This window comes from Actinoplanes sp. NPDC026670 (genome assembly GCF_040638175.1).
In the GTDB taxonomy this organism is placed as follows: Bacteria; Actinomycetota; Actinomycetes; order Mycobacteriales; family Micromonosporaceae; genus Actinoplanes.
This window is the reverse complement of sequence record NZ_JBEZXU010000040.1, coordinates 15,063-36,732: the sequence shown is the minus strand read 5'-3', so window position 1 is coordinate 36,732 and position 21,670 is coordinate 15,063. Positions and strand designations below refer to the sequence as shown.

Genomic DNA, 21,670 nt, shown 5'->3' with positions numbered 1-21,670 from the left:
CCATGACTGAGTTCGACGGCCTTCCGCTGCTCCGCTCCCCCGTGGCCATCGCCGCCTTCGAGGGCTGGAACGATGCTGCGGACGCTTCGACCGCGGCCGTGGAACACCTCGAGCAGGTCTGGGAAGCCCGCGAGGTCACCAGCATCGACCCCGAGGACTTCTACGACTTCCAGGTCAGCCGGCCCACCATCACCATGGCCGAGGGCGAGACGCGGAAGATCGAATGGCCCACCACCCGGTTCACCGTGGCCAGCCCGCCCGGCGCCGACCGTGACGTGGTCCTGATCCGCGGCATCGAGCCGAGCATGCGGTGGCGCACCTTCTGCGAGAACGTGCTGGAGATCTGCCACAGCCTCGAGGTCAACCGGATCGTTCTGCTCGGGGCGCTGCTGGCCGATGTGCCGTACACGCGGCCGCTCCCGATCAGCGGCACCGCCAGCGACCGCGACACCGCCGAAAAGTACAAGGTCGTGCCGACCCGCTACGACGGCCCGACCGGCATCGTCGGCGTGCTCCAGGAGGCGGCCACCCGCGCCGAGCTGGACGCGCTGTCGTTCTGGGTGCACGTGCCGCACTACGCCAACAACCCGCCCTGCCCCAAGGCGACGCTGTCGCTGCTCAGCCGGATCGAGGACGTCCTCGACCTGCCGGTGCCGATGGCCGACCTGGCCGAACAGGCCGACGAGTGGGAGAAACGGGTCCGGGCCGCGGCCGAGCAGGACGCCGAGCTCGGCGAGTATGTGCGGGAGCTGGAGGAACGGGTCGGCGACGCGGGGATCCAGCCGCTGACCGGCGACGAGATCGCCAGCGAGTTCGAGAAGTACCTGCGCCGGCGCGGCGGCTCGGCGGGCCCGACGGCCGGCTCCTGGTGAGTGTGCCGCGGCGGGCGGCCTGACCGGGCCACCCGCCACGGGCCGTTCAGGAGGTCGCTGCGAGAGCCAGAACGCGATCCTGGAATCCGTTCCATTCGGCTCGGGTGAAGGTCAGTGCCGGTAGCTCCGGATTCTTGCTGTCGCGGAGCTGGATGGTGCCGTCGACGACCTGTGCCACCTCGACGCACCCCGAGGTCGCACAGTAAGAACTGCGCTGCCACGCCATTGTGGTATCTCTCATCGTGAACCTTTCTCCCACTCGATCACGGCTCCATGCCCTGATCGTTGCCGGACATACGAGCGATCTTTGCCCGTAGGTCGAAGAGCCGCGCCAGCACGAGCGCGCGGCTCGCGGCCTCATCGAGGGAGCGGTCCCAGAAGCGATCGAACACGAGCCGGTGGTAATCCACCTCGGCCGGATCCTCGACCAGTTCATCCCGCGTGTAGGACTCCCTGTACAGCACCGCGTCGTCCGGGTCGGCGCCGAGATGGAGCACGGAGAAGCCACCGAACATGCCCATCACCGCGCCGTTGTCCATCGGCAGGACACGCACGTGCACATTCGGTCGCTGAGCCGCGGCGGCCAGGTCCTCGAACTGGTCGGCGGTGATCACCATGTCGCCGATTATCCGCCAGAGCGCGGACTCGTCGAGCAGCAGCCGGTACTCCGGGGCGCTGCCGTGGTCGATCACCCGCTCACGGCGGGCCAGGCGCACGTCCCGGCGTACCCGGCGCGCCTCCTCGCTCAGCGTCACCTCATACCAGGCGAGGGTGGCCTCGGCGAACGCCGGCGTCTGCAGGTGACCGGGGATCAGGGTGGACTGATATTCCTTGATCGTGGTCGCCGCCAGCTCGAACTGCAGCAACTGCACCAGGCCGGACGGCAGGTAGTCGCGGTGCTCGGGCGCGGTCCAGTAGCGCTCGCGGCGGGCGACACGCGCCTCCTCGACCAACTCGGCGATCCGGCCCTCGTCGGTCAGCTGGTAGATGTCCACCAGGAGGGCACGCAGATCAGTGGGCGAGATCGTGACCTCGCCCAACTCGATGCGCTGCACCTTGGAGAGTGACCAGCCCAGCTTCTTGGCGACTTCGCTCTGGCTGAGACCGGTCCGTTCACGGGCCGCGCGCAACGCCAACCGCACCCGCCGTCGCGACACTGCGGGAAGGTCGTCACGCGCGACCGACATCAGGCTCCCACCAAACCCTTAAAAGCCGCCAATCGCCCTTGATTGCGACGATGCAGAGTGCGGTACTGCTAGAGTTCGCCGAAATATACCCCAGACCGTATGGTGACCCACCGGTCAGGCCTCCGCATACTCCAGCGACCGCACCAGACCCCGGCAGAACTCGGCGAACTCCCGCTCGTCCCGCGACGAGAAGACCTCCACGACCGCGCCCCGGTAGCCGGCCCGCAGCTGCCACCAGCGAGCATTGCGCGGCCGCAGGCAGACCGCCGCGCCGGCGCTGAGCGCCCCGGCGACCACGACGGTGAGAAGCATCGACGCGGGACCCACCACGGGCACCGCGATCACCGCCGCCACCAGCGCCGACACCCCGGCGATGTGCCGCCCGGCGCCGTCCGGGCCGGGGTCGAACCGGACGATGTGGACGTCGCTCATCTCGGCCACCATGAACAGCCGGCGGTGCTCCTTCGACACCTCGACGACGTGATGCGTGATGACGGCGCGTGGACCTCGGTAGAAGACCGGCAACTCCCATCCCTCCCCTCGGCTTGCAAGGCGGAGGAGGACTGCACGAAGATAACGGCTGACACGGCTCTCCTCCTCCAACGGACGAGTGGCCTGGGCGGCGGCCAGCGGCTACTGGTCGCCGCCTCTTTGTGTGACCCCACATCCCTTAACGTCGATTCAGTATGGGGCCAACCGGGGCGTGTCCGCCAGGTGCCTGACAGCCTTGTAGCTGATAGACGAATTCATTCATGGACTCTTGCGCGTGTCGAGTCGCTGACCTCGCACTTCGTGGCGCATCCTAGGAACCTAGCTGGAAGGAGCCGGTCATGAGCATCAATCCGGGCGCCGCCGAGTTCCCGCATCGGCAGATCGCGGCCCAGCTGCGGGAACGCATCAGGCGCGGCGACTGGCAGCCGGGCGAGCGGCTGCCGTCCATCCCCGCCATGGCGGAGATGTTCGGCGTGGCCAAACAGACCGTGCAGCGCACCGTCGACCAGCTGCGGGTCGAGGGCATCCTGATCACCAAACCCGGATCGGGTACGTACGTCCGCGGCACCCGCCGCCGCCTGAACCGTCTGTCGCGCGGCAGGTACGGCGCGCACCGTGGCTACCACGCCGACCTAGCCGCCCGGTACCGCCAGCAGCTCACCGGTGTCGGCCGGGAGGCCGCGCCGCCCGAGGTGGCCGACGCGTTCGGCGTGCGTGACGGCACGGAGATGCTGGTCCGGCGGCATGTGGTGCGCACCGACGACGCCACCGTCGAGGTCGGCGCCTCCTGGTTCCGGGTGACCGACGCGACCGGCACCTCACTGGAACGGCTCGAAGCGTTCGGGCGGCCCCTCTACCAGGAGGCGGAGGAGGTGCTGGACCGCCGGTACGCCTCGGCGACCGACACGATCAGCGCCCGCCAGCCGAGCCGGGAGGAGGCCGAGATCCTGCAGATCCGGCCGGACACCCCGGTGCTCCATCTGCTACATGTCGCCTTCGACGAGACCCGCAAGCCGATCGAGGTGGCACAGGCCACCTGGCCGGGGCCGATGACCACGCTGACCGAGGAGTATCGGATCCCGGGCCCGTCCCCGGAACCCGACCCGGACCCGGGGCTGGCCCTGGCCTGAGCCCCCGGCCCGGCGCCGCCAGCCCCGGCCCGCGCCGCCCTGTCCGGGGCCATCCCGCCCTGTCCGGCGCCATCCGCGCCGGCCCCTGGCCTTGGGCCCGGTCAGGCTGGGATCAGGTCGCTCAAGGTCGCTATGAAGCGGTCTGGCTCCTCTGCCATCGGCCGGTGACCCGCCTCCGGGAACGTGACCAGGCGTTTGTCCGGGGACTGCAACGCCGCATACCACGAGGCGAACGGCACAGCCAGGCCGCGCATCTCCCGGCCGCCCTGCACGAAGTACGCCGGGATGGGCAGAGCCGGCACCTCCCGGCGCAGGTCCACACCCTGTAGCCGCGGGTAGAGGGCGTCCCAGGAGTCCAGCATCGTGGTCATGAAGTGTGCCTTCTGGAGCAGCGTGTACTCCGGGACGTTCAGGTCGATCGGTGGGTCCGGCAGCCCGTAGGCCTGGGTGGCGTACAGCTGGAACGGCTCGTAGTCGTAGGTGTCCGGCCACGGTGGCGGGCCCTGCCGCTCCAGTTGCTCCACCAGGTCCGTGCGTCCGCCGGCCCGCGCCCAGGCCAGCACGTCGGTGTAGAACATCCGGTCGGACTCGCGCAGATCCACGGCCTGGCCGGTCCCGATGTAGGCGCGGTACTTCTCCGGGTGGCGATGTACGGCCACGACCGCCGGAATCGAACCGCCGGAGTGTCCGATCAGGACGATCCGGTCCCGGCCGAACCGCTGCCGAAGATGGTCGGTGACCGCGAGGATGTCAGCGACCTCACTGTCCAGGCTGAGCGCCGGGGCTCGGCCCAGCGCGCCCGCCGACGCTCCCCCGCCGCGCCGGTCCAGGGTGGCCACCACGAAGTGCTCCTCCAGGCCGGCCAGCCGGGTGCGCATGAGACCGGTGTCCGAGCCGCCCGGCGGGCCCGGCACATACAGCAGAATCGGCAGGTCAGGGGAACGGCCACGGATCATCAGGGCGAGGTCGCCGGTCCGGCTCAGCTCGGCGACACCACCGGCGATCGATTCGGTACGGGCGGGGACGGCGACCGCCACCGCGAGGCCCGCTGCCAGCACCGTGGCCAGGCCGGCCAGCACCCGTCCGATGACCCGCCGCCATCTGGTGCGGGCCGGGCGACGATGCCCGAACGCGGCGCCGGCCGCCATCGGGAGCAGTGCGAACAGGCCGTGCACGCCACGGCCGGTGACCAGCACGAGAACCCCGAGCGGGGTCGCATGTGGCAGATCCACGGACGGGCCGGACACCCTCAGCCTGGTCAGTTCGAGCGCGGTGACGTACGCCAGAGGGGCCAGCAGGATCGCCCACCGGGACCGCGCCGCCCGGCCGGCCAGAACGCCGACGCCGGCGCTGATCACCATGGACCAGAGCGCCTCGGCGGCGGTCAGCGGGCCGCGCGGGGTCCACAGTGCGGCGATCACGCCCCACGCGGCGGCGGGCAGAAGGAGTGCGGCGATCCGTTTCGGAGTCATGCCGGGAAGGATGCGCCGCCGAAAGTCGATGCCGCAGCGGCCGAAGGCATAGACCAGGAACATACTTTGGTAGCTGGGCGGAGACTTTGGTCAGCCCTAGTCTTGCGGCATGTTCTTCGCGCTCCTGGTGCCCGATCCCGGCGCTCGCCGGGCTGCGGCCCGGGACCGGCTGGCCGATGCCGTCGCCGTGGTCGTGGCGCTGGTCTACGGCTCGGTGATGATGCTGCTCGGCGACGCGACCAGGCCGGGCGCGGCGCTCGTGTGGCAGGCCGACCTGGCCGTGGGTGTCCTCTGTGCCGCCGCGCTGCTGGTCCGCCGCCGGCATCCGCTCGGTCTCACCGTGGCGCTGCTGCCGTTCGGGGCGGTCTCGGTGGCGGCGACCGGGCCGATCGTCGTGGCGCTGTTCACGCTGGCGATCCGGCGCCGCCCACCGGTCCTGCTGCTGCTCGGGGCGGTCAACGTCGGCACCGGCGCGGTCTACTTCCTGCTGCACGATCATCCGTCCGCCGGCATGTGGATGGATCTGCTGGTGCGGTCGGTGGTCACCGCGGCGGCGCTCGGCTGGGGGCTGTTCGTGCAGGCGTACCGGCGGCTGACCACTTCGCTGCGTGAGCACGCGGCACGGCTGGAGGCCGAGCAGGCGCTCCGCGAGGAACAGGCCCGGCTCACCGAGCGGGCCCGCATCGCCCGCGAGACCCACGACGTCCTGGCCCACCGGATGTCGCTGATCAGCCTGCATGCCGGCGCGCTGGAGGTGCGGGCGAGCGTGTCGCCGGAGGAGTTGTCGATCGCTGCGGGGGCGATCCGCGGCAGCGCCCACGAGGCCCTCGAAGAGTTACGGTCGGTGATCGGGGTGCCGAGCGCCCGGCCGGAGCCACCCCAGCCGGGCCTGGCCGACCTGGCCGGCCTGATCGGCAGCGCCCGTGCCGCCGGCATGACGATCGACTACACGAACGGCGTGCCGCCCGGCGGGCCACCGGCGCAGCTCGGCCGCACGGCCTTCCGGATCGTCCAGGAGGGATTGACCAACGCCCGCAAGCACGGCTCGGCGCCGGCCGCCGCGGTGGTCCTGGCCGGCGAGGCGGGCCAGGCCTTGCGGATCACGATCACCAACCCCTTCAGCGGTACGGTGCCCGCCCCCTCCCCGGACGGCGGCGCCGGTGGTGGCCGCGGCCTGCTCGGCATCGGCGAGCGGGTCGCTCTCGCCGGCGGACACGTCATCCACGGCCCGGCGTCCGGTTCGTTCCGTCTGGAGGCCGAGCTGCCCTGGCCCGCGGAGACCCCGTGGCCCCTGGAGCCACCCACCCCACACCGGCCACCACCGGAGCCGGTCGGGCCGGCGGATTCCCGGGGGCCGGTGTGAAGCCACCTTCCAACGCCGCGCCACGTGAGACCGAGCTGACCGGTGTAACGCCGCCTTCCGATACCGCGCCATGTGAGAGCCAGCCGGGCAGCGTCAACCCGCCCTCCGGCTCCGCGCCTCGGGAGGTGGGGGCGGCCGGTGGGGAGCGGCTGATCCGGGTCGCGATCGTCGACGACGATCCGCTGGTCCGGGCTGGGCTGCGGATCCTGGTGGGCGGGTCGCCGGACATCGAGGTGGTGGCGGAGGCCGGGGACGGCGCCGAGGCCGTCGTGGTGGCTGACGCGCACTGGCCGGACATCATCCTGATGGACATCCGGATGCCGCGGGTCGACGGGCTGGCCGCAACCCGGCGGATCCGCAGCCGGGGCGGGGCGCCACAGGTCATCGTGCTGACCACGTTCGACGCGGATGAGTATGTTCTTGAGGCGCTTCGTGGTGGGGCGAGCGGGTTCCTGCTGAAGGACACACCGCCGCGGGAGATCCTGGCGGCGGTCCGGTCGGTCGCGGCCGGGGCGGGCACCCTGTCCCCTGCCGTCATCCGCCGGCTGATCGATCACGTCGCCGATCCCGAAGCGGGCACACGACGCGCCCGCGCCCGTGCCCGGCTGTCAGCTCTCACCGAACGGGAGCGTGAGGTCGCCGTCCTGGTGGGCCGGGGCCGGTCCAACGCGGAGATCGGCGCCGAACTCACCATGAGCCTGCCGACGGTCAAAGGCCACGTGTCGCGGCTGCTGAGCAAACTCGACCTCAACAATCGCGTGCAGATCGCCCTGCTGGTCCACGACGCAGAACTGCTCTGACTCCCGCCGCCGGACCGCCGAAATACTGCGGATATCACCGATATGTGGGCTAAATGCAACGCAGCCCGGCTGGGATCGGAGAGACGAAACGAGCGACAATGGGCCGGCAGACGGTTCGGGGATTCCTGGCTTGATCAGTAAAGCCTGGTTCGAGGAGTGGTTCTGGCCGCGGCCTCCAGTGCGGAGGCCACCTCACCGGGGATCTCGCACGTCATCGGGACCGGCCACGGCGTGCCTGGCCAGGCCTCAATCCCCCAAGGTGCCGGACCGAGCCGTTCTCCGTCTAGATCTTGCACGGTTCTCCACCTTCGCAGCAATCTTGCACGGTTCTTCACGTCTGGGTGCGGTTTGTCGTGCAAGGTCCACTGCGGCGGGGCGACCTTGCAGCTTTCTTCCCGTTGGGGCACGTTGGGGCACGGAAAGGGCTGCAAGATCGGCGCGAGGGTGAAGATTCGTGCAAGATCCACGACCGGCGTGCGACGAGCCGGAGCGACAAGCGACGAGCCGTGGGGAGGTGTCGCGAATGAGGAGGCTATCGGGCGGAGTGAAATGGGCGGGAATGGGAAAGACTGAAGCCCGGGGCACCGGAATGGCGCCTCAGGCATCAGTCGTTCATGGTGTCAGGCCTGCCTATTGCCCGGCCTCACCCGATTTCCTCAGAGGACGTCGATCGGGCTGTCGATCAGGCCGACGTTGAGCAGGCCGTTCTGGCGGATGGACTTGTTCGAGTAGTACGAGTCCCCACCGAAGCCGTGACCGTGGCCGAAGCCGTGACCGTGGCCATAGCCGTATCCGTAGCCGGAGACGACGATCGGCTGCACGTATTCGTAGCCGCTCGTGATGACGACGTCTCCCGGGCACGGGCGACCGCCGGCCTGGGCGGGGGCGGCCATGGCGACAGCGGCGCCGGTGGCCAGGAAGATGCCGCCGAGGTACAGAGCGCGACGCATGGTGTTTCCTTTCAACGGTTGGTTGCTTGGGGAAAATTCTGAACCCAGAGAGTCCATTTCGCGGGCATTTGGCGCAATAAAACGCTAACTTTCACTATTTCGTGGTTTCGTACCAAAAGATCTTGTCGGCGGGCTAAGGTCCCGCGGGGTTTTCTGTCCTCAATGCAGAAAACCCCCGCCCGGACACGCCGGGCGGGGGCACTGTGGACGCTTTACAAACGAACTCCGAGCAGGGCGTTCACCGTTTTCACCAGCAACTCGGGCGCCTCGTTGTCGTCACCGGCGCCGGACAGGGCGGCGTCCACCCAGGCGTCCACAACCGCCAGCGCCGCCGGTGTGTCGAGGTCGGCAGCCAGCGCCTCACGCACCGCGCCGAGCAGACCCGCTCCCGACGGGCCGGACGGCGCGGCCGCCGCCTCACGCCAGCGGGCGATCCGCTGCTGACCGGCCTTGAGCACGTCATCGGTCCAGTCGCGGTCGCTGCGGTAGTGGTTGGCGAGCAGCCCCAGCCGTACCGCCATCGGGTCCACACCGTCGGCCCGCAGCCGCGACACGAACACCAGGTTGCCGCGTGACTTGGACATCTTCTCGCCGTCCAGGCCGATCATGCCGGCGTGCACGTAGTGGGCGGCGAACGGTTCCGCGCCGGTCAGCACCTCGGCGTGGGCGGCCGAGCACTCGTGATGCGGGTACAGCAGGTCACTGCCGCCGCCCTGCACGTCGATCGTGTCGCCGAGCAGGTTCAGCGCGATGGTCGCGCACTCGATGTGCCAGCCGGGCCGGCCGGGGCCGAGGTCCGCGCCCTCCCACACCGGCTCGCCGTCGCGGGCGCCGCGCCACAGCAGCGGGTCGAGCGGGTCGCGTTTGCCGGCCCGGTCCGGGTCGCCGCCGCGCTCGGCCGACAGGACCAGCATCTCCTCGCGGGACAGGTGTGACTCGTACCCGAATCGCGGAGCGGCCGTCAGGTCGAAGTAGACGTCGCCGGTGCCGTCGCCGAGCTGGTACGCCGCACCGCGCTCCACCAGGTCCTGGACGTGGGTGACGATCGACGGGATGGACTCGACCGCGCCGACGTAGTGGGCCGGCGGGATGATCCGCAGCGCCTCCATGTCCTCCCGGAACAGCGCGGTCTCGCGCATCGCGAGGACCACCCAGTCCTCACCGTCGCGCTGGGCCCGCTCCAGCAGCGGGTCGTCGATGTCGGTCACGTTCTGCACGTATCGGACGTCGAGGCCCTGGTCGCGCCACACCCGGTTGATCAGGTCGAAAGTGATCATCGTGGCGGCGTGGCCGAGGTGCGTCGCGTCATACGGCGTGATGCCGCACACATACATCGAGGCGCTGCCGGACGGGGCGCTGGGCTGCACCGACGCCCGCGCCGTGTCATAGAGCCGCAGCGGGCCACGCCCCGGCGTGTCCGGGAGGGCAGGTACGTCGTGACCGGTCCAAGCATCCATGCTCGGAGCCTAAACGGCACCCCCGACCCAGAACCGGGCGCGTGAGCTAAACCTCAAGCTTCCGGCCGGCGGAACGCGCGAGCCCCGGAGGAAACGCGGGGAAACAAGAACAAAACAAAAGAACAAGTTGTGGTACGGCCCACCGAACCGCCCACAAACGCAGTCCCCAGCACGCAAAACTGAGACCCGATCCGACGGTACGCGGAGCAAATACCCGGAGGCCCACGCGCTGAAGCAGCCGGAGGGGCCGAAGGCTCACCGATTCAGAAGCAGACCAGGCCCGGGCGATGGGAGTGAGTCTCGAGCGCGTCCGGAGCTGAGGTTCGCACCCGCCGACAGCAGTGATCTGCGTGGTGACCCTCGGCTCGATCCGAACCGCAGATGTCCACGCGGGCTCGGCGGCTCGGCGGACGACAACAAAGAAGCAGCAGCAGGAAACGCCGTGCCGCCGGGAGATCGCCTACGGGCGGACGGCGGCAGGAAACGGCGGCAACGCGCCGGGAAGCGGACGGCGGGAGGTGGCTAGATCGGGGGCCACGGGATCGCCGGCCAGTCGGTCGGTGGCCGGGGGAAGCGGGCCGCCCGCAGCAACCGTTTCACGCGCAAGCCGACATGCTGCACCTCGGAGACGGTCAGGTGCTCCTCCAACTCGGCGCCGAGGGGCCCGGCCAGCTGGGAACGCAACCGGGTCAGGACCTCGCAGGCGTCGGGCGGGAGGGGCGTGCCGGTCCAGCCCCAGAGGACCGTGCGCAACTTGTTCTCCACGTGGAAGCTCACGCCGTGGTCGACGCCGTGCACGCCGCCGGTCGCCGGGTAGAGGACGTGGCCGCCCTTGCGGTCGGCGTTGTTGATCACGGCGTCGAAGACGGCCAGGCGGGCCAGGCGGGGGTCGTCGGCGTGGGCCAGCGCGTAGGCGTCGCCGTCGTCGTCGCGGGCCGCGGCCACCGGGAACCAGCCGGGCGGCACGTCGTAGGCCGGGACGAAACCGATCAGCGCGCTCACCTGGTCGGGCTCGTCGATCCAGAGCTGGAGGGCGCCCGGCCCGAGCGGCCCGTCACGCAGGATGGTCGGGGGCACCACATCCCACCCGGTGGCCCGGGACACCAGGTAGGCCGACACCTCACGGCCGGCGAGGGTGCCGTCCGGGAAGTCCCACAGCGGGCGCTCGCCGCGCACCGGCTTGTAGACACAGCGGCGGGTCAGCCCGTCCAGCGTGATCTCGGCACGGAGGGTGGTGTTGGAGGCGTCGGCCAGGCGCCCCTCGATCTCGATGCGCCCCCGCTCGAGCAGCGCGAGAGCATCGGCCTCGGCCAGCACGTGCGTGGGCTCCGCCGTCACCGGTGGTAGCCGTTGTGCCGGGGGCAGAGGTGGCCGGCCGGGTCGAGCGGCTGGCCGCAGAGCGGGCACGGCGGCCGGCCGGCGGCCACCACACGGCGGGCCCGGTCGATGAACGCGCGGGTCGCGTCGGGGGTCAGGCGCACCCGCAGCCGGTCGAGGTCGTCGTCGGGCTCGTCATCGTCATCGTCGTCATCGTCGTCGTCATCCTCGTCGCCGAGGGACTCGCCGATCAGATCGGGCTCCGGCTCGCCGGCCTCGATCGCCTCGATCACGACGGTGCTGGTGTCGACGTCGAACGCCAGGCCCAGGGTGCCGACCCGGAACTCCTCGTCGACCGGGGTGTCGAGGGGCTCGTTGTCGTGCACGGCCAGCAGCGGCTCGTCCGGCAGCGAGACGCCGAACCGCTTGTTGGCCTCGAGCAGCAGCTCCTCGAGTTTCTCGGCGAGCAGCGACACCTGGACCTTCTCCAGCGCCACGCTGATCACCCGGCCGCCACCGCGGGCCTGGAGATAGAAAGTGCGGTCCCCCGGCTCGCCCACCGTTCCGGCGACGAACCGCTCCGGCGGCTCGAAGGCATGCACTTGGTGGGTCATGCACCCAACCCTAACCATCCAAGCGGACGAGCGCGCGGGCCAAGGTGCCGGGTTCGCCGAGGGCGCAACGGGGTACACGCTGCGGCGATACACCGATCACGGAGCGTTGTTAGACACCGCCTCCGGCGCCACCGCCGACCGCCGCGTCACTGTCCGCGGCCTTCTCCCGGCCGTCTGATTTCGGGGGTACGAGCGACGCCAGCTCACCCGTCTCGTTGACCCGCACCACGAACGGGCGGCCGGGCGTGTACCGAATGACGGTGATCGATGCCGGGTCGGCCACGATCCGCTGGAACTGGTCCAGGTGCAGGCCGAGCGCGTCGGCCACGATGGCCTTGATCACATCGCCGTGACTGCACGCCAGCCAGATCGCCTCCGGCCCGTGCTCCTCGGTCACCCGGGCGTCCCAGGACCGGACCGCGGCCACCGCGCGCGCCGACATCGCGGCCATCGCCTCCCCGTTCGGGAAGACCACGGCGCTCGGGTGCTGCTGGACGACCGGCCAGAGCGGGTCCTTGGCCAGCTCCTTGAGCGGGCGGCCCTCCCAGTCGCCGTACCCGCACTCGATCAGCCCGTCCTCGAGGACCGGCTCGGCGCCCGGCGTGGCCAGCTCGAGGGTCTGCCGGCAGCGGATCAGCGGGCTGCTCACCACCGCGGCCAGCGGCAGCTCCTTCAGCCGCTCGCCGGCCCGGGCCGCCTGGTCACGGCCGGTGTCGTCGAGCTCGACCGGCTGCCGGCCGGCCAGCCCGCCCGACGCGTTCGCGGTGGTCCGGCCGTGCCGGAGCAGCAGTACGGTGGCCACTAGCTCGCCACACCCGACTCGGCGTACGCGTCGGCGACGATCCGCAGCGTGTCCAGCCCGCTCTTCAGGTCACCGACATACGGACTGATCGACAGGGTTCCGACGCCGGCCTCCGCGTACTCCCGGATGCGCCTGACGACGTGCTCACGCGTACCGATGATGGAGGTCCTCTCGATGAAGTCACGCGGCACCGCCGCGGCCGCCTCGGCCGGCCGCCGGCTCAGATAGAGGTCCTGGACCAGTTTCGCCTCGTCGGCGTAGCCCATCCGGACGGCGATGCCGTTGTAGAAGTTCTGCTCGCGGCTGCCCATGCCGCCGACGTACAGCGCCGCGTACGGCCGGACCACGTCGGCGCACGCGTCGAGGTCGTCGCCGATCACCACCGGCACCGAGGCGACCACGTCGAACCCGGTCAGGTCCTTGCCGGCCTTGGCCCGGCCGGTGGCGATCTGCGCCAGCTGGTCGCCGGCCGCGTCCGGGGCGAGGAAGATGCCCAGCCAGCCGTCGGCGATCTCACCGGCCAGCTCCAGGTTCTTCGGGCCGACCGCGGCCAGGTAGACCGGGATGTCCGGGCGCAGCGGGCGGAAACCGAGCTTCAGGGCCTTCCCGGCGCCGCCCGGCAGTGGCAGCTGGTGGTGCTCGCCCTGGTACGACACGGGTTCGCGGGCCAGGGCCAGCTTCACCACGTCGACGTACTCCCGCGTACGGCCGAGGGGTTTGGCGAACCGCACCCCGTGCCACCCCTCGGAGACCTGGGGCCCGGAGACGCCGAGGCCCAGCCGGAATCGGCCGCCGGAGAGGGTGTCGAGCGTGGCCGCGGTCATCGCGGTCATCGCCGGCGTGCGCGCCGGGATCTGCATGACCGCGGCGCCGAGGTCGATCCGCTCGGTCTGGCCGGCGATCCAGCCGAGCATGCTGACGGTGTCCGAGCCGTACGCCTCGGCCGCCCAGAGCACGGAGTAGCCGAGCCGATCCGCCTCCCGGGCCATCGCGAGGTGGTCGGCGGGCGTGCTCCACGCCGTCTGGTATCCGAGGCTGAGTCCGAGCCGCACGACGGTGCCCTCCCGCAGATCATGAGCTGTCAAGAGCAAGGGTACTGATCCGTTCCATGACCGTTTCGGTCCGGTAACCGACCCACCCGGCTGAGGCCGTGGCATTTCGCTGAGCAGGGAGTCTGAATAAGGTTCACTCATGCATCAGCGACCGCTCGGCCGAAGCGGGCTAGCGGTTTCGCGGCTCGCGCTCGGCACCATGACCTGGGGACGGGACACCGACCCCGATGACGCGGCGGATCAGCTGAAGATCTTCCTCGAGGGCGGCGGCACGCTCATCGACACCGCCGACGTGTACGGCGACGGCGACGCCGAGGCGGTGATCGGCTCCCTGCTCGATCACCTGGTGCCGCGCGACGAGATCGTGATCGCCACCAAGGCCGGGCTCACCCCGCACCGGTACCGCCCGCGCGACGCCTCCCGGGGCAATCTGATGCGCGCGCTGGACGCGTCGCTGCGGCGGCTCGGCACCGACTACGTCGACCTGTGGCAGGTGCACGGCTACGACGCGCAGACCCCGTTCGAGGAGACGCTGGCCGCTCTCGATCAGGCGGTCGCCAGTGGCCGGGTCCGCTATGCCGGCGTGTCGAACTTCTCGGCCTGGCAGACCGCGCGGGCCGCGACCTGGCAGTCGGCGTATCCCGGCCGGGCTCCGATCGTGGCCGCCCAGATGGAGTACTCACTGCTGGAGCGCGGCATCGAGCGGGAGATACTGCCGGCTGCCGCGGCTCTCGGTTTCGGGGTGCTGGCCTGGTCGCCGCTGGGCCGCGGGGTGCTCACCGGCAAGTACCGCAACGGGCGGCCGCTGGACTCGCGGGCCGCTTCCGATCATCTGGCCTCGTTCGTGCAGGCCTATCTGGAGCCACGCAGCTCCAGCATCGTGGAGGCGCTGGTCACCGCGGCCGCCGGGCTCGGGGTGTCGCCGCTCGAGGTGGCGCTCGCCTGGATCCGGGACCGGCCCGGCATCTCGTCGGTGATCCTCGGGGCGCGCACGGCCGGCCAGTTGCAGGGGGCGCTGCGCAGCGAGCAGCTGACGTTGCCGGCCGAGATCGCGTTCGCCCTGGACGACGTGTCGGCGATCGAGGTCGGATACCCGGAACGCGAGGGTGTCGGATACCCCGACACCTACTTCGGCTGACACGTCACAGAGGGCTGGTGCCCGGTCCGGGGCGGGCGCATATTAGATCGCATGGACTACGAATATGCGCCGTTGCGGTTGCCTTCGAATGTCGATCGTCTGACCGCGGCGGCGCAGCTCGCCATAGCGGCCGAGTTCTCCGGATGGGAGCTGGCCCGCGTGCAGCTCTTCGCCGACGGGACGCGCAAGGTGATGCTCCGCCGCCGCGTCCAGGCGACCCCTCAGCCCGGCCTCAGTTACTGAGGCCTTCCGGGCTGAGGCCGGCCGGCGGCGGAGCAACCGGACTCAGTGCTTGTGGTTGTGGCCGGCGTGATCGTGATCGTGGTCGTGGTCGTCCTCGTCCGGCAGGAACGGGTGCTCGTCCAGACGGCCCACCAGCACGTCCGAGTCGACCGGGGCGAACGGGCCGGAGCCGTCGGCGTCGTCGAAGGCCTCCAGGTCCAGCGGCTCGGCGACCTCGGTCACCGTGAGCAGGCCGTCGAGCGGCTCCAGCTCGGGCACGTCCAGCGACGCCAGCGAGCCGTCGCCGGCCTGGAGCAGCTCCAGCACGGCCTCGCCGACCGACTCGACCGGTCCGGCGTCCTCGTCCTCCGGCACCGAGCTGCGCCGGGCGGTCTCGGCGACCCGCAGCAGCGCGGACACGCTGGGCACCCGGTAGTCACGGCGCTGCCGGACCGAGACGATCTGCGGGTACGGGTCGGCGCCCGCCGCGCCACCGGCCTCGGTCAGCTGGCCGAACCGGCGGTCCGCCTCGTCCGGGTCGATCGACTCGACGTCCCACGGCGTGACCTCGCCGAAAGCGTCGAGCAGCTGCTCGTCGTACGCGAAGGAAGCGTTGTTCAGGTCGACGTACGCCTGCCAGACGTCGTCGTCGTCGATGCGGCCGGCCGCCGCCTTGACGGCCGCGAGGTGCGCCCGCGCCGCCTCGATCACCCGGTCGAGGGCGACGTCGAGCTCGGCGTTCTGGTCAGTCATGGGATTGGGGGTCCTTCCGATTTCAGCTGTTTCGGAGCAAGCGGTCGAGCACACGCACGCCGAACTTTAGTCCCTCCACCGGAACTCGCTCGTCGATGCCGTGGAAGAGCGCACTGAAGTTGAGATCCGGCGGGAGACGCAGGGGGGCGAAGCCGAAGCACCGGATGCCGAGGGTGGAGAAGGCCTTGGCGTCGGTGCCGCCGGACATCAGGTACGGCACGGTACGCGCCCCCGGGTCCTCGGCCCGCAGCGCGGCCCCCATCGCGTCGACCAGATCGCCGTCGAAGGCGGTCTCCACGGCCGGCTGCTGGTGCACGTGCTCGATCTCCAGGTCCGGCCCGAGCACCTCGCGCAGCTCACGCAGGAACACGTCGGCGTGCCCGGGCAGGGTGCGGCAGTCGATGGTGGCCGACGCCTTGCCGGGGATCACGTTGTCCTTGTAGCCCGCTTCGAGCCGGGTCGGGTTGGCGGTGTTGCGCAGGGTGGCGCCGATCAGGTTGGCGATCGGGCCGAGCTTGGCGACCGCGAGCTCCGGCTCGTCCGGGTCGAGCTCGATCTCCAGGGCGTCGCTGACCTGCTCCAGGAAGGACCGCACGGTCGGGGTTAGGACCGTCGGGAAGCGGTGCCGGCCGACCCGGGCGACGGCCTCGGCCAGGGTGGTGACCGCGTTGTCGTCGTGGATGAAGGAGCCGTGGCCGGGCCGGCCGGTGGCGTGCACCCGCAGCCAGTCGAGCCCCTTCTCGGCGGTCTGCACGAGATAAAGACGAAGATCATCATTGACGGTGTACGAGTAACCGCCGACCTCGCCGATCGCCTCCGTGCAGCCCTCGAACTCCCCGGGATGGTTCTGCACCAGCCACTGGGAGCCGTACTCCATGCCGGCCTCCTCGTCGGCGGTGTACGCCAGGACGATGTCGCGCGGCGGGACGTAGCCGGTGCGCCGCCACTCGCGGACCACGGCGAGCACCATCGCGTCGAAGTCCTTCATGTCGACGGCGCCGCGGCCCCACAGGTAGCCGTCCTTGATCTCGCCGCCGAACGGGTCGACCGACCACTCGCCGGCGTCGGCCGGGACCACGTCGAGGTGGCCGTGCACGAGCAGCGCGCCGCGGGACGGGTCGGCGCCGGGGATCCGGGCGACCAGGTTGGCCCGTTTCGGCGCGGACTCGAGGAGACGGGTCTCGACGCCGACCTCGGCCAGCCGCTCGGCAACGTACTCGGCGGCGGCCCGCTCCCCCACGGTGGTCCGCGGGTCGCCGGTGTTGGTGGTGTCGATGCGGAGCAGGTCGCGGCAGATGTCCACGACCTCACTCTCGGCGGTGTTCTCCATCTGCCCTTCTTATCAGCCGGAAGTCACAGAGGTTTGATCGGAAGCGGCCGTTGGGTACCAGCGGGCCGTGTCTGAAGTGAATCTCCCCCCGCTGCCGCCGACCGGCGGCGAGATCCCTGGGCGCAGCATCGTCGATGTGGTCGCCGCCCAGCACCGTGAGCTGCTCGGCCTGACCGAGCGCCTGTCCGAGTCCCCGGAGGACCGGGACGTGGCGTCGGTCCTGGTCGCCACCCTCTCCCGGCATCTGTGCGCCGAGGAGCAGTACCTCTACCCCGCGGTCCGGGCCGCGGTGCCCGGCGGCGAGCAGATCGCCGACCGGGAGCTGGCCGAGGACCAGGCCATCCTGGAGCGCCTGCGTGACCTGGAACGCACCGGCGCCGGCCGGGACGATCTGGCCGAGGCGGTACGCCGGCACGTCGCCGCCGACGCCGAGGAACTGCTGCCGTTGCTGGAGCAGATGGTGCCCTCGGAGGATCTGGTCCGGCTCGGGAACCGCTTCGAGACGGCCGAGGAGGCGGCGCCGACCCGCCCGCACCCGTCCACACCGTCCGTGCCGCCCTGGAACAAGGTGGTGGATCCGCTGGTCGGAGTAGCTGACAAGATTCGTGACGTGATCAGCTCACGTGCCACATACGTACGCGATCTGTAACTAAAGGCAGGTTACGGCCTGTAAGTGCCGAACGTCCTGTTCGTTCATACGTTTGTCACAGGTTGCCGATCATTCCACGGCTTGCGGACTAGCGTTCGATCCCTTTCTAGTCCTAACGTCACGCTATGAACCTCGAGCTGCGGCATCTGAAGGTGGTCTGCGCCATCGCGGAGACCGGCAGCGTGACCAAGGCCGCGTCACAACTCGGCCTTGCCCAGCCTGCACTCACCGCCCAACTTCAGCGGATAGAGCGCACACTGGGTGGCCCGCTGTTCGACCGTGACCGCCGGGGCGCGCGCCCAACCGCCCTGGGAGAACTGGTGCTCTCCCGCGCCAGAGTGCTGCTGCCCGCGATGAAGGGCCTGCAGGACGAAGCGGCCCGGCTGGCCGCCGGCGGCGATCACGACACGATGAGCAGGTACCGGATCGGCGCGGTCGGCGGACCGGTCGTCGCGCATCTGGTGCACCGCCTGTCGGCTGCCCAGCCGGAGGCGCAGATCTCCACCCACGCGTCCTACTACATCTCCGAGCTGTCGAGCATGGTGATGGCCGGCAAGCTGGACTACGCACAGGTCGGCGTCTGCGGTGACGCGCTGCCGTCCGCGGAGTACGGCCTGGTCTGGCAGACCATCGGGATGGACGCCGTCTGTGTGCTGCTGCCCGACGACCACCCGCAGGCCAAGAACCTGTCGGTCGACCTGGCGGAGCTGGCCGACGAGCAGTGGGTGGCCGGCGCCGGTGACGGCTGTTTCGGCGACTGTTTCGCCGCGGCCTGCGCCCGGGCCGGTTTCGCGCCACGCCGGGTCCTGGAGTCGGACGTGCGCAACTGTGTCGACATGGTCGAGCTGGGCCTGGCCATCGGCCTGTGCCAGCCCACGTTCCGCCCACCGGCGGGACTGACCAGCCGGCCGTTGCGTGGCGCCCCGCTGCGCTGGCGGCTGGTCCTCGGCTGGCACCCGGACTCCCCGGCCGCACGCAGCGCGCCCAAGCTGATGGACCACGCGCAGGAGGCGTACCAGGAGATCCTGGCCCGCAACGAGCACTACACGCAGTGGGCGCAGAGCCTCCCCGGCGCCGGCGGCAACAGCCACCTGGCCGCGGCCTGAGACACCCGGAGGGGGCGCCCGGCGCCCCCTCCGAAAAAGCTCACCGTGCGGCGGCGCTCATCTCCACGTCGAAGACCAGCGCGCCGTCCCTGGCGTCCACCCGGACCGTCCGGCCCGGCGCCAGATCAGCGGCGAGCAGCATCGTGGACAGCCGGTTGTCCAGCTCCCGCTGGATGGTCCGGCGCAACGGCCGCGCCCCGAACTCGGGCTGGTAACCGCGTTCGGCCAGCCAGTCGACGGCGGCCGAGGTGATGTCCAGGGTGACGTCCTGGGCGTGCAGCCGCTTGCGGGTCTCCTCCAGCAGCATCTCGGTGATCCGGTGCAACTGGTCGTCCTCCAGCTGCCGGAAGATGATGATCTCGTCGATCCGGTTGATGAACTCGGGCCGCAGCTGCTCCTTGAGCCGCCGGTCGAGCCGGTCGCGCAGTTCCTCGTCGGGTGAGCGGCCGTTCTCCGCGCCGGCGAAGCCGACACTGCGGGTGCTCCCGTTGATCAGGTCCGAGCCCAGGTTGCTCGTCATGATCAGCACGGTGTTCTTGAAGCTGACCGTCCGCCCCTGGCTGTCGGTGAGCCGCCCGTCGTCGAGCACCTGCAACAGCATGTTGAAGACATCCGGGTGGGCCTTCTCGATCTCGTCGAGCAGGACCACACTGTACGGCCGCCGCCGCACCGCCTCGGTCAGCTGCCCCGCCTCGTCGTAGCCGACGTACCCGGGCGGCGCCCCGACCAGCCGGGACACCGTGTGCCGCTCCTGGAACTCGCTCATGTCGAGCCGGATCATCCGGTCCGGCTCGCCGAACAGCGCCTCGGCCAGCGACCGGGCCAGCTCGGTCTTGCCGACCCCGGTCGGGCCGAGGAACAGGAAACTGCCGACCGGCCGGTCCGGGTCGCCGAGCCCGGCGCGCGACCGGCGGACCGCCTCGGCCACCGCGTTCACCGCGTCCTCCTGGCCGATCACGTGCCCGTGCAGGTTCTGCTCCAGCCGCAGCAGGCGGTCCCGCTCGGCCTCGGTGAGCTGCGCGACCGGGATGCCTGTCGAACGGGACACCACCGCGGCGATCTCCTCCTCGGTCACCTGCGGCACCCCGTCCGCCGACGAACCGGGGCCGGCCAGCTGCGCCCGCAACGTGTTGATCTCGTCGCGCAGCGCCGACGCCTGCTCGTAGTGCTCGGCCGCGACGGCCTGGTCCCGGTCCCGGGACAGCTGCTCGAGACGCCGCTCCCGCTCCCGCCGGTTGGCGTCGGGTGTCTTGGTGCGCAGCCGGACCCGCGCGCCGGCCTGGTCGATCAGGTCGATCGCCTTGTCCGGCAGGTACCTGTCGGTGATGTAGCGATCGGACAGCACCGCCGCCGCGTCCAGCGCCTCGTCGGTGATCCGTACCTGATGATGGGCCTCGTAGTTGTCGCGGAGCCCACGCAGGATCGCCACCGTGTCCTCGACGCTCGGCTCCCCGACCAGGACCGGCTGGAAGCGCCGGGCCAGGGCCGCGTCCTTCTCGATGTGCCGGCGGTACTCGTCCAGAGTGGTCGCGCCGATCACCCGCAGCCGCCCGCGGGCCAGCGCCGGCTTGAGCATGTTGCCGGCGTCCATGCCGCCACCCTCGCCGCCGCCACCCGCGCCGACCACCGTGTGGATCTCGTCGAGGAAGACGATCAGGCCGTCCCCGGACGCCTGGATCTCCTCGATCACCTTCTTCAGGCGCTCCTCGAAGTCGCCGCGGTACCTGGTGCCGGCCACCATCCCGGCCAGGTCCAGCTGCACCACCCGCTTGTCCTGGAGGGTCAGCGGCACCTCGCCGTCCACGATGCGCTGGGCCAGGCCCTCGACCACGGCGGTCTTGCCGACACCGGCCTCGCCGATCAGCACCGGGTTGTTCTTGGTACGCCGGGACAGGATCTCGATCGCCTGCTCGATCTCGTCGGCGCGCCCGATCACCGGGTCGATCTCGCCACGCCGCGCCGACTCGGTCAGGTCGACGCCGAACTGCTCCAGGGTCGGTGTCGGCGCCGCGTTCGGCCGCCCGCCACCCTGGCCGCTCTGGTTCGGTTTCGGCAGCTCACTGTGGTGCGGGATGGTCCGCGGGTCGACGATCCGGCCGGCCAGCAGCCGCCCCGCCGCCGAATCGGTGTTCATGCCGAGCGCCATCAGGATGTGCTCCGGCCCGATGTACGAGGCGCCGACCGCACGGGAGATCTGCAGGCTGTCCAGCAGCGCGCGCTTCGCGGCCGGGGTCAGCGCGATGCTCTCCGGCAGCTCGGTGGCGGCCGCCGCGGGCCGGCCCAGCTCGGTGAGCAGCTTGTCCGGGTCGGCGCCGGCACGGCGTACCGTCTGCTTCATGGGGTCCTGCTGGAGCACCGCCCACAGCAGGTGATCGGTGTCCAGATCGGCCAGCGGCCGGTCGCCGCCGGCGACCTCCGCGGCCCGGCGGGCCGCGTCGGCGAGCACCTGCCGGGCGTCGTTGCTCATGTATCTCGCGATGTCGAAACGCTGCGCCTGGCGGCGCGGCTCGGCCGCACCGAAGAAGCGCGCGAACAGGTCGTCCCACTGGCCGGGCCCCGCCGGCCCGAACGGTCCGATGCTCATCTGTCTCTCTTCTCCTGGTACCTCGGGCCGGGGTCGCCCCACAGGGCTACCCGGCCGGATGGGCGGCAAACGCGGGCCGTCCGGCTGTCAACAGCGCGCTAGCCTCCCTGCCGATTCCCGAATCGCGGAAAAAGTTGACACGACTACACTCAACTTCATGGTCGTGCCTCCGGATCCACCCTCCCTCACGCCGCTCTTCCAGGAGCCGGAACCGCCCGAGCCGGTCCGATCGTCACCCGCCGGCTCCGCCCGCTCCCCGGCCGCCGACGCCCGGCCTGCCGTTTCCCCGGCCGCCGACGCCCGGCCCGCAGTTTCCCCGGCCGCCGACGCCCGGCCCGCAGTTTCCCCGGCCGCCGACGCCCGGCCCGCAGTTTCCCCGG

21 protein-coding genes are annotated in these 21,670 nt (G+C 70.8%); 8 read left to right on the top strand and 13 right to left on the bottom strand.

Annotation, left to right across the window (positions count from 1 at the left end; genetic code table 11):
- Positions 1-2 precede the first annotated feature (2 nt).
- A complete protein-coding gene (locus AB0E94_RS32710; protein WP_093611964.1) occupies positions 3-872 on the top strand; it encodes a PAC2 family protein in 870 nt (289 codons plus the stop codon).
- Between the two features lie 46 nt (positions 873-918).
- Here AB0E94_RS32710 and AB0E94_RS32705 read toward each other — a convergent pair whose 3' ends face one another.
- From AB0E94_RS32705 to AB0E94_RS32695, 3 genes are all read right to left on the bottom strand, one after another.
- Positions 919-1,113: a DUF397 domain-containing protein gene (locus AB0E94_RS32705; protein ID WP_360334294.1), complete on the bottom strand. Its 195-nt coding sequence runs from the start codon at positions 1,111-1,113 to the stop codon at positions 919-921.
- Between the two features lie 22 nt (positions 1,114-1,135).
- Complete coding sequence (locus AB0E94_RS32700) at positions 1,136-2,059, bottom strand: helix-turn-helix transcriptional regulator (RefSeq protein WP_360334286.1); 924 nt, start codon at positions 2,057-2,059, stop codon at positions 1,136-1,138.
- A 114-nt stretch (positions 2,060-2,173) separates the two neighbouring features.
- A complete protein-coding gene (locus AB0E94_RS32695; protein ID WP_360334283.1) occupies positions 2,174-2,584 on the bottom strand; it encodes a DUF6232 family protein in 411 nt (136 codons plus the stop codon).
- Positions 2,585-2,889: 305 nt separating this feature from the next.
- Here AB0E94_RS32695 and AB0E94_RS32690 point away from each other — a divergent pair, with 305 nt between their 5' ends.
- Positions 2,890-3,681, top strand: a complete 792-nt coding sequence (locus AB0E94_RS32690) for a GntR family transcriptional regulator (protein ID WP_360334280.1) — start codon at positions 2,890-2,892, stop codon at positions 3,679-3,681.
- A 101-nt stretch (positions 3,682-3,782) separates the two neighbouring features.
- Here AB0E94_RS32690 and AB0E94_RS32685 read toward each other — a convergent pair whose 3' ends face one another.
- Entirely contained in the window at positions 3,783-5,153 is a 1,371-nt protein-coding gene (locus AB0E94_RS32685) for an alpha/beta hydrolase (RefSeq protein WP_360334277.1), read from the bottom strand.
- A gap of 109 nt (positions 5,154-5,262) precedes the next feature.
- Here AB0E94_RS32685 and AB0E94_RS32680 point away from each other — a divergent pair, with 109 nt between their 5' ends.
- A complete protein-coding gene (locus AB0E94_RS32680; RefSeq protein WP_360334274.1) occupies positions 5,263-6,516 on the top strand; it encodes a histidine kinase in 1,254 nt (417 codons plus the stop codon).
- Between the two features lie 125 nt (positions 6,517-6,641).
- Positions 6,642-7,316, top strand: a complete 675-nt coding sequence (locus AB0E94_RS32675) for a response regulator transcription factor (protein WP_360334271.1) — start codon at positions 6,642-6,644, stop codon at positions 7,314-7,316.
- 656 nt (positions 7,317-7,972) lie between these two features.
- Here AB0E94_RS32675 and AB0E94_RS32670 read toward each other — a convergent pair.
- The 6 genes from AB0E94_RS32670 to AB0E94_RS32645 form a co-directional block, all read right to left on the bottom strand.
- On the bottom strand, positions 7,973-8,266 hold the full coding sequence (locus tag AB0E94_RS32670) for a hypothetical protein (RefSeq protein WP_360334268.1): 294 nt from the start codon (positions 8,264-8,266) through the stop codon (positions 7,973-7,975).
- A 212-nt stretch (positions 8,267-8,478) separates the two neighbouring features.
- Complete coding sequence (mshC, locus tag AB0E94_RS32665; protein ID WP_360334265.1) at positions 8,479-9,723, bottom strand: cysteine--1-D-myo-inosityl 2-amino-2-deoxy-alpha-D-glucopyranoside ligase; 1,245 nt, start codon at positions 9,721-9,723, stop codon at positions 8,479-8,481.
- 522 nt (positions 9,724-10,245) lie between these two features.
- The gene (locus tag AB0E94_RS32660; RefSeq protein WP_360334447.1) at positions 10,246-11,040 is read right to left on the bottom strand and encodes an SCO1664 family protein; all 795 of its coding nucleotides are present in this window, start codon (positions 11,038-11,040) and stop codon (positions 10,246-10,248) included.
- A gap of 17 nt (positions 11,041-11,057) precedes the next feature.
- Entirely contained in the window at positions 11,058-11,654 is a 597-nt protein-coding gene (locus AB0E94_RS32655; RefSeq protein WP_360334262.1) for a DUF3090 domain-containing protein, read from the bottom strand.
- Positions 11,655-11,763: 109 nt separating this feature from the next.
- Positions 11,764-12,456, bottom strand: coding sequence for a histidine phosphatase family protein (locus tag AB0E94_RS32650; protein WP_360334259.1), 693 nt, complete (start codon positions 12,454-12,456; stop codon positions 11,764-11,766).
- On the bottom strand, positions 12,456-13,508 hold the full coding sequence (locus AB0E94_RS32645) for an LLM class F420-dependent oxidoreductase (protein ID WP_360334444.1): 1,053 nt from the start codon (positions 13,506-13,508) through the stop codon (positions 12,456-12,458). Before AB0E94_RS32645 ends, AB0E94_RS32650 begins: the two co-directional genes overlap by 1 nt.
- Before the next feature lie 139 nt (positions 13,509-13,647).
- Between AB0E94_RS32645 and AB0E94_RS32640 the strand changes: the two genes are divergently transcribed.
- Positions 13,648-14,646 carry an aldo/keto reductase gene (locus AB0E94_RS32640; RefSeq protein ID WP_360334256.1) on the top strand — a complete coding sequence of 333 codons (999 nt, stop codon included), beginning with the start codon at positions 13,648-13,650 and terminating at the stop codon, positions 14,644-14,646.
- A 51-nt stretch (positions 14,647-14,697) separates the two neighbouring features.
- Positions 14,698-14,889, top strand: a complete 192-nt coding sequence (locus AB0E94_RS32635; protein WP_109588786.1) for a DUF5703 family protein — start codon at positions 14,698-14,700, stop codon at positions 14,887-14,889.
- Between the two features lie 42 nt (positions 14,890-14,931).
- On the opposite strand, the gene AB0E94_RS32630 is transcribed toward AB0E94_RS32635, so the two are convergent.
- Both AB0E94_RS32630 and AB0E94_RS32625 read right to left on the bottom strand, forming a co-directional pair.
- Complete coding sequence (locus AB0E94_RS32630; RefSeq protein ID WP_360334251.1) at positions 14,932-15,621, bottom strand: hypothetical protein; 690 nt, start codon at positions 15,619-15,621, stop codon at positions 14,932-14,934.
- 22 nt (positions 15,622-15,643) lie between these two features.
- A complete protein-coding gene (locus AB0E94_RS32625; protein WP_360334248.1) occupies positions 15,644-16,951 on the bottom strand; it encodes a M20/M25/M40 family metallo-hydrolase in 1,308 nt (435 codons plus the stop codon).
- A gap of 67 nt (positions 16,952-17,018) precedes the next feature.
- On the opposite strand from AB0E94_RS32625, the gene AB0E94_RS32620 reads away from it, so the two are divergent.
- On the top strand, positions 17,019-17,600 hold the full coding sequence (locus tag AB0E94_RS32620) for a hemerythrin domain-containing protein (protein WP_360334245.1): 582 nt from the start codon (positions 17,019-17,021) through the stop codon (positions 17,598-17,600).
- Positions 17,601-17,725: 125 nt separating this feature from the next.
- A complete protein-coding gene (locus AB0E94_RS32615) occupies positions 17,726-18,706 on the top strand; it encodes a LysR family transcriptional regulator (protein ID WP_360334242.1) in 981 nt (326 codons plus the stop codon).
- 40 nt (positions 18,707-18,746) lie between these two features.
- Here the strand turns inward: AB0E94_RS32615 and AB0E94_RS32610 are convergent, their stop codons facing one another.
- The gene (locus AB0E94_RS32610; RefSeq protein WP_360334239.1) at positions 18,747-21,290 is read right to left on the bottom strand and encodes an ATP-dependent Clp protease ATP-binding subunit; all 2,544 of its coding nucleotides are present in this window, start codon (positions 21,288-21,290) and stop codon (positions 18,747-18,749) included.
- Positions 21,291-21,670: the final 380 nt, after the last annotated feature.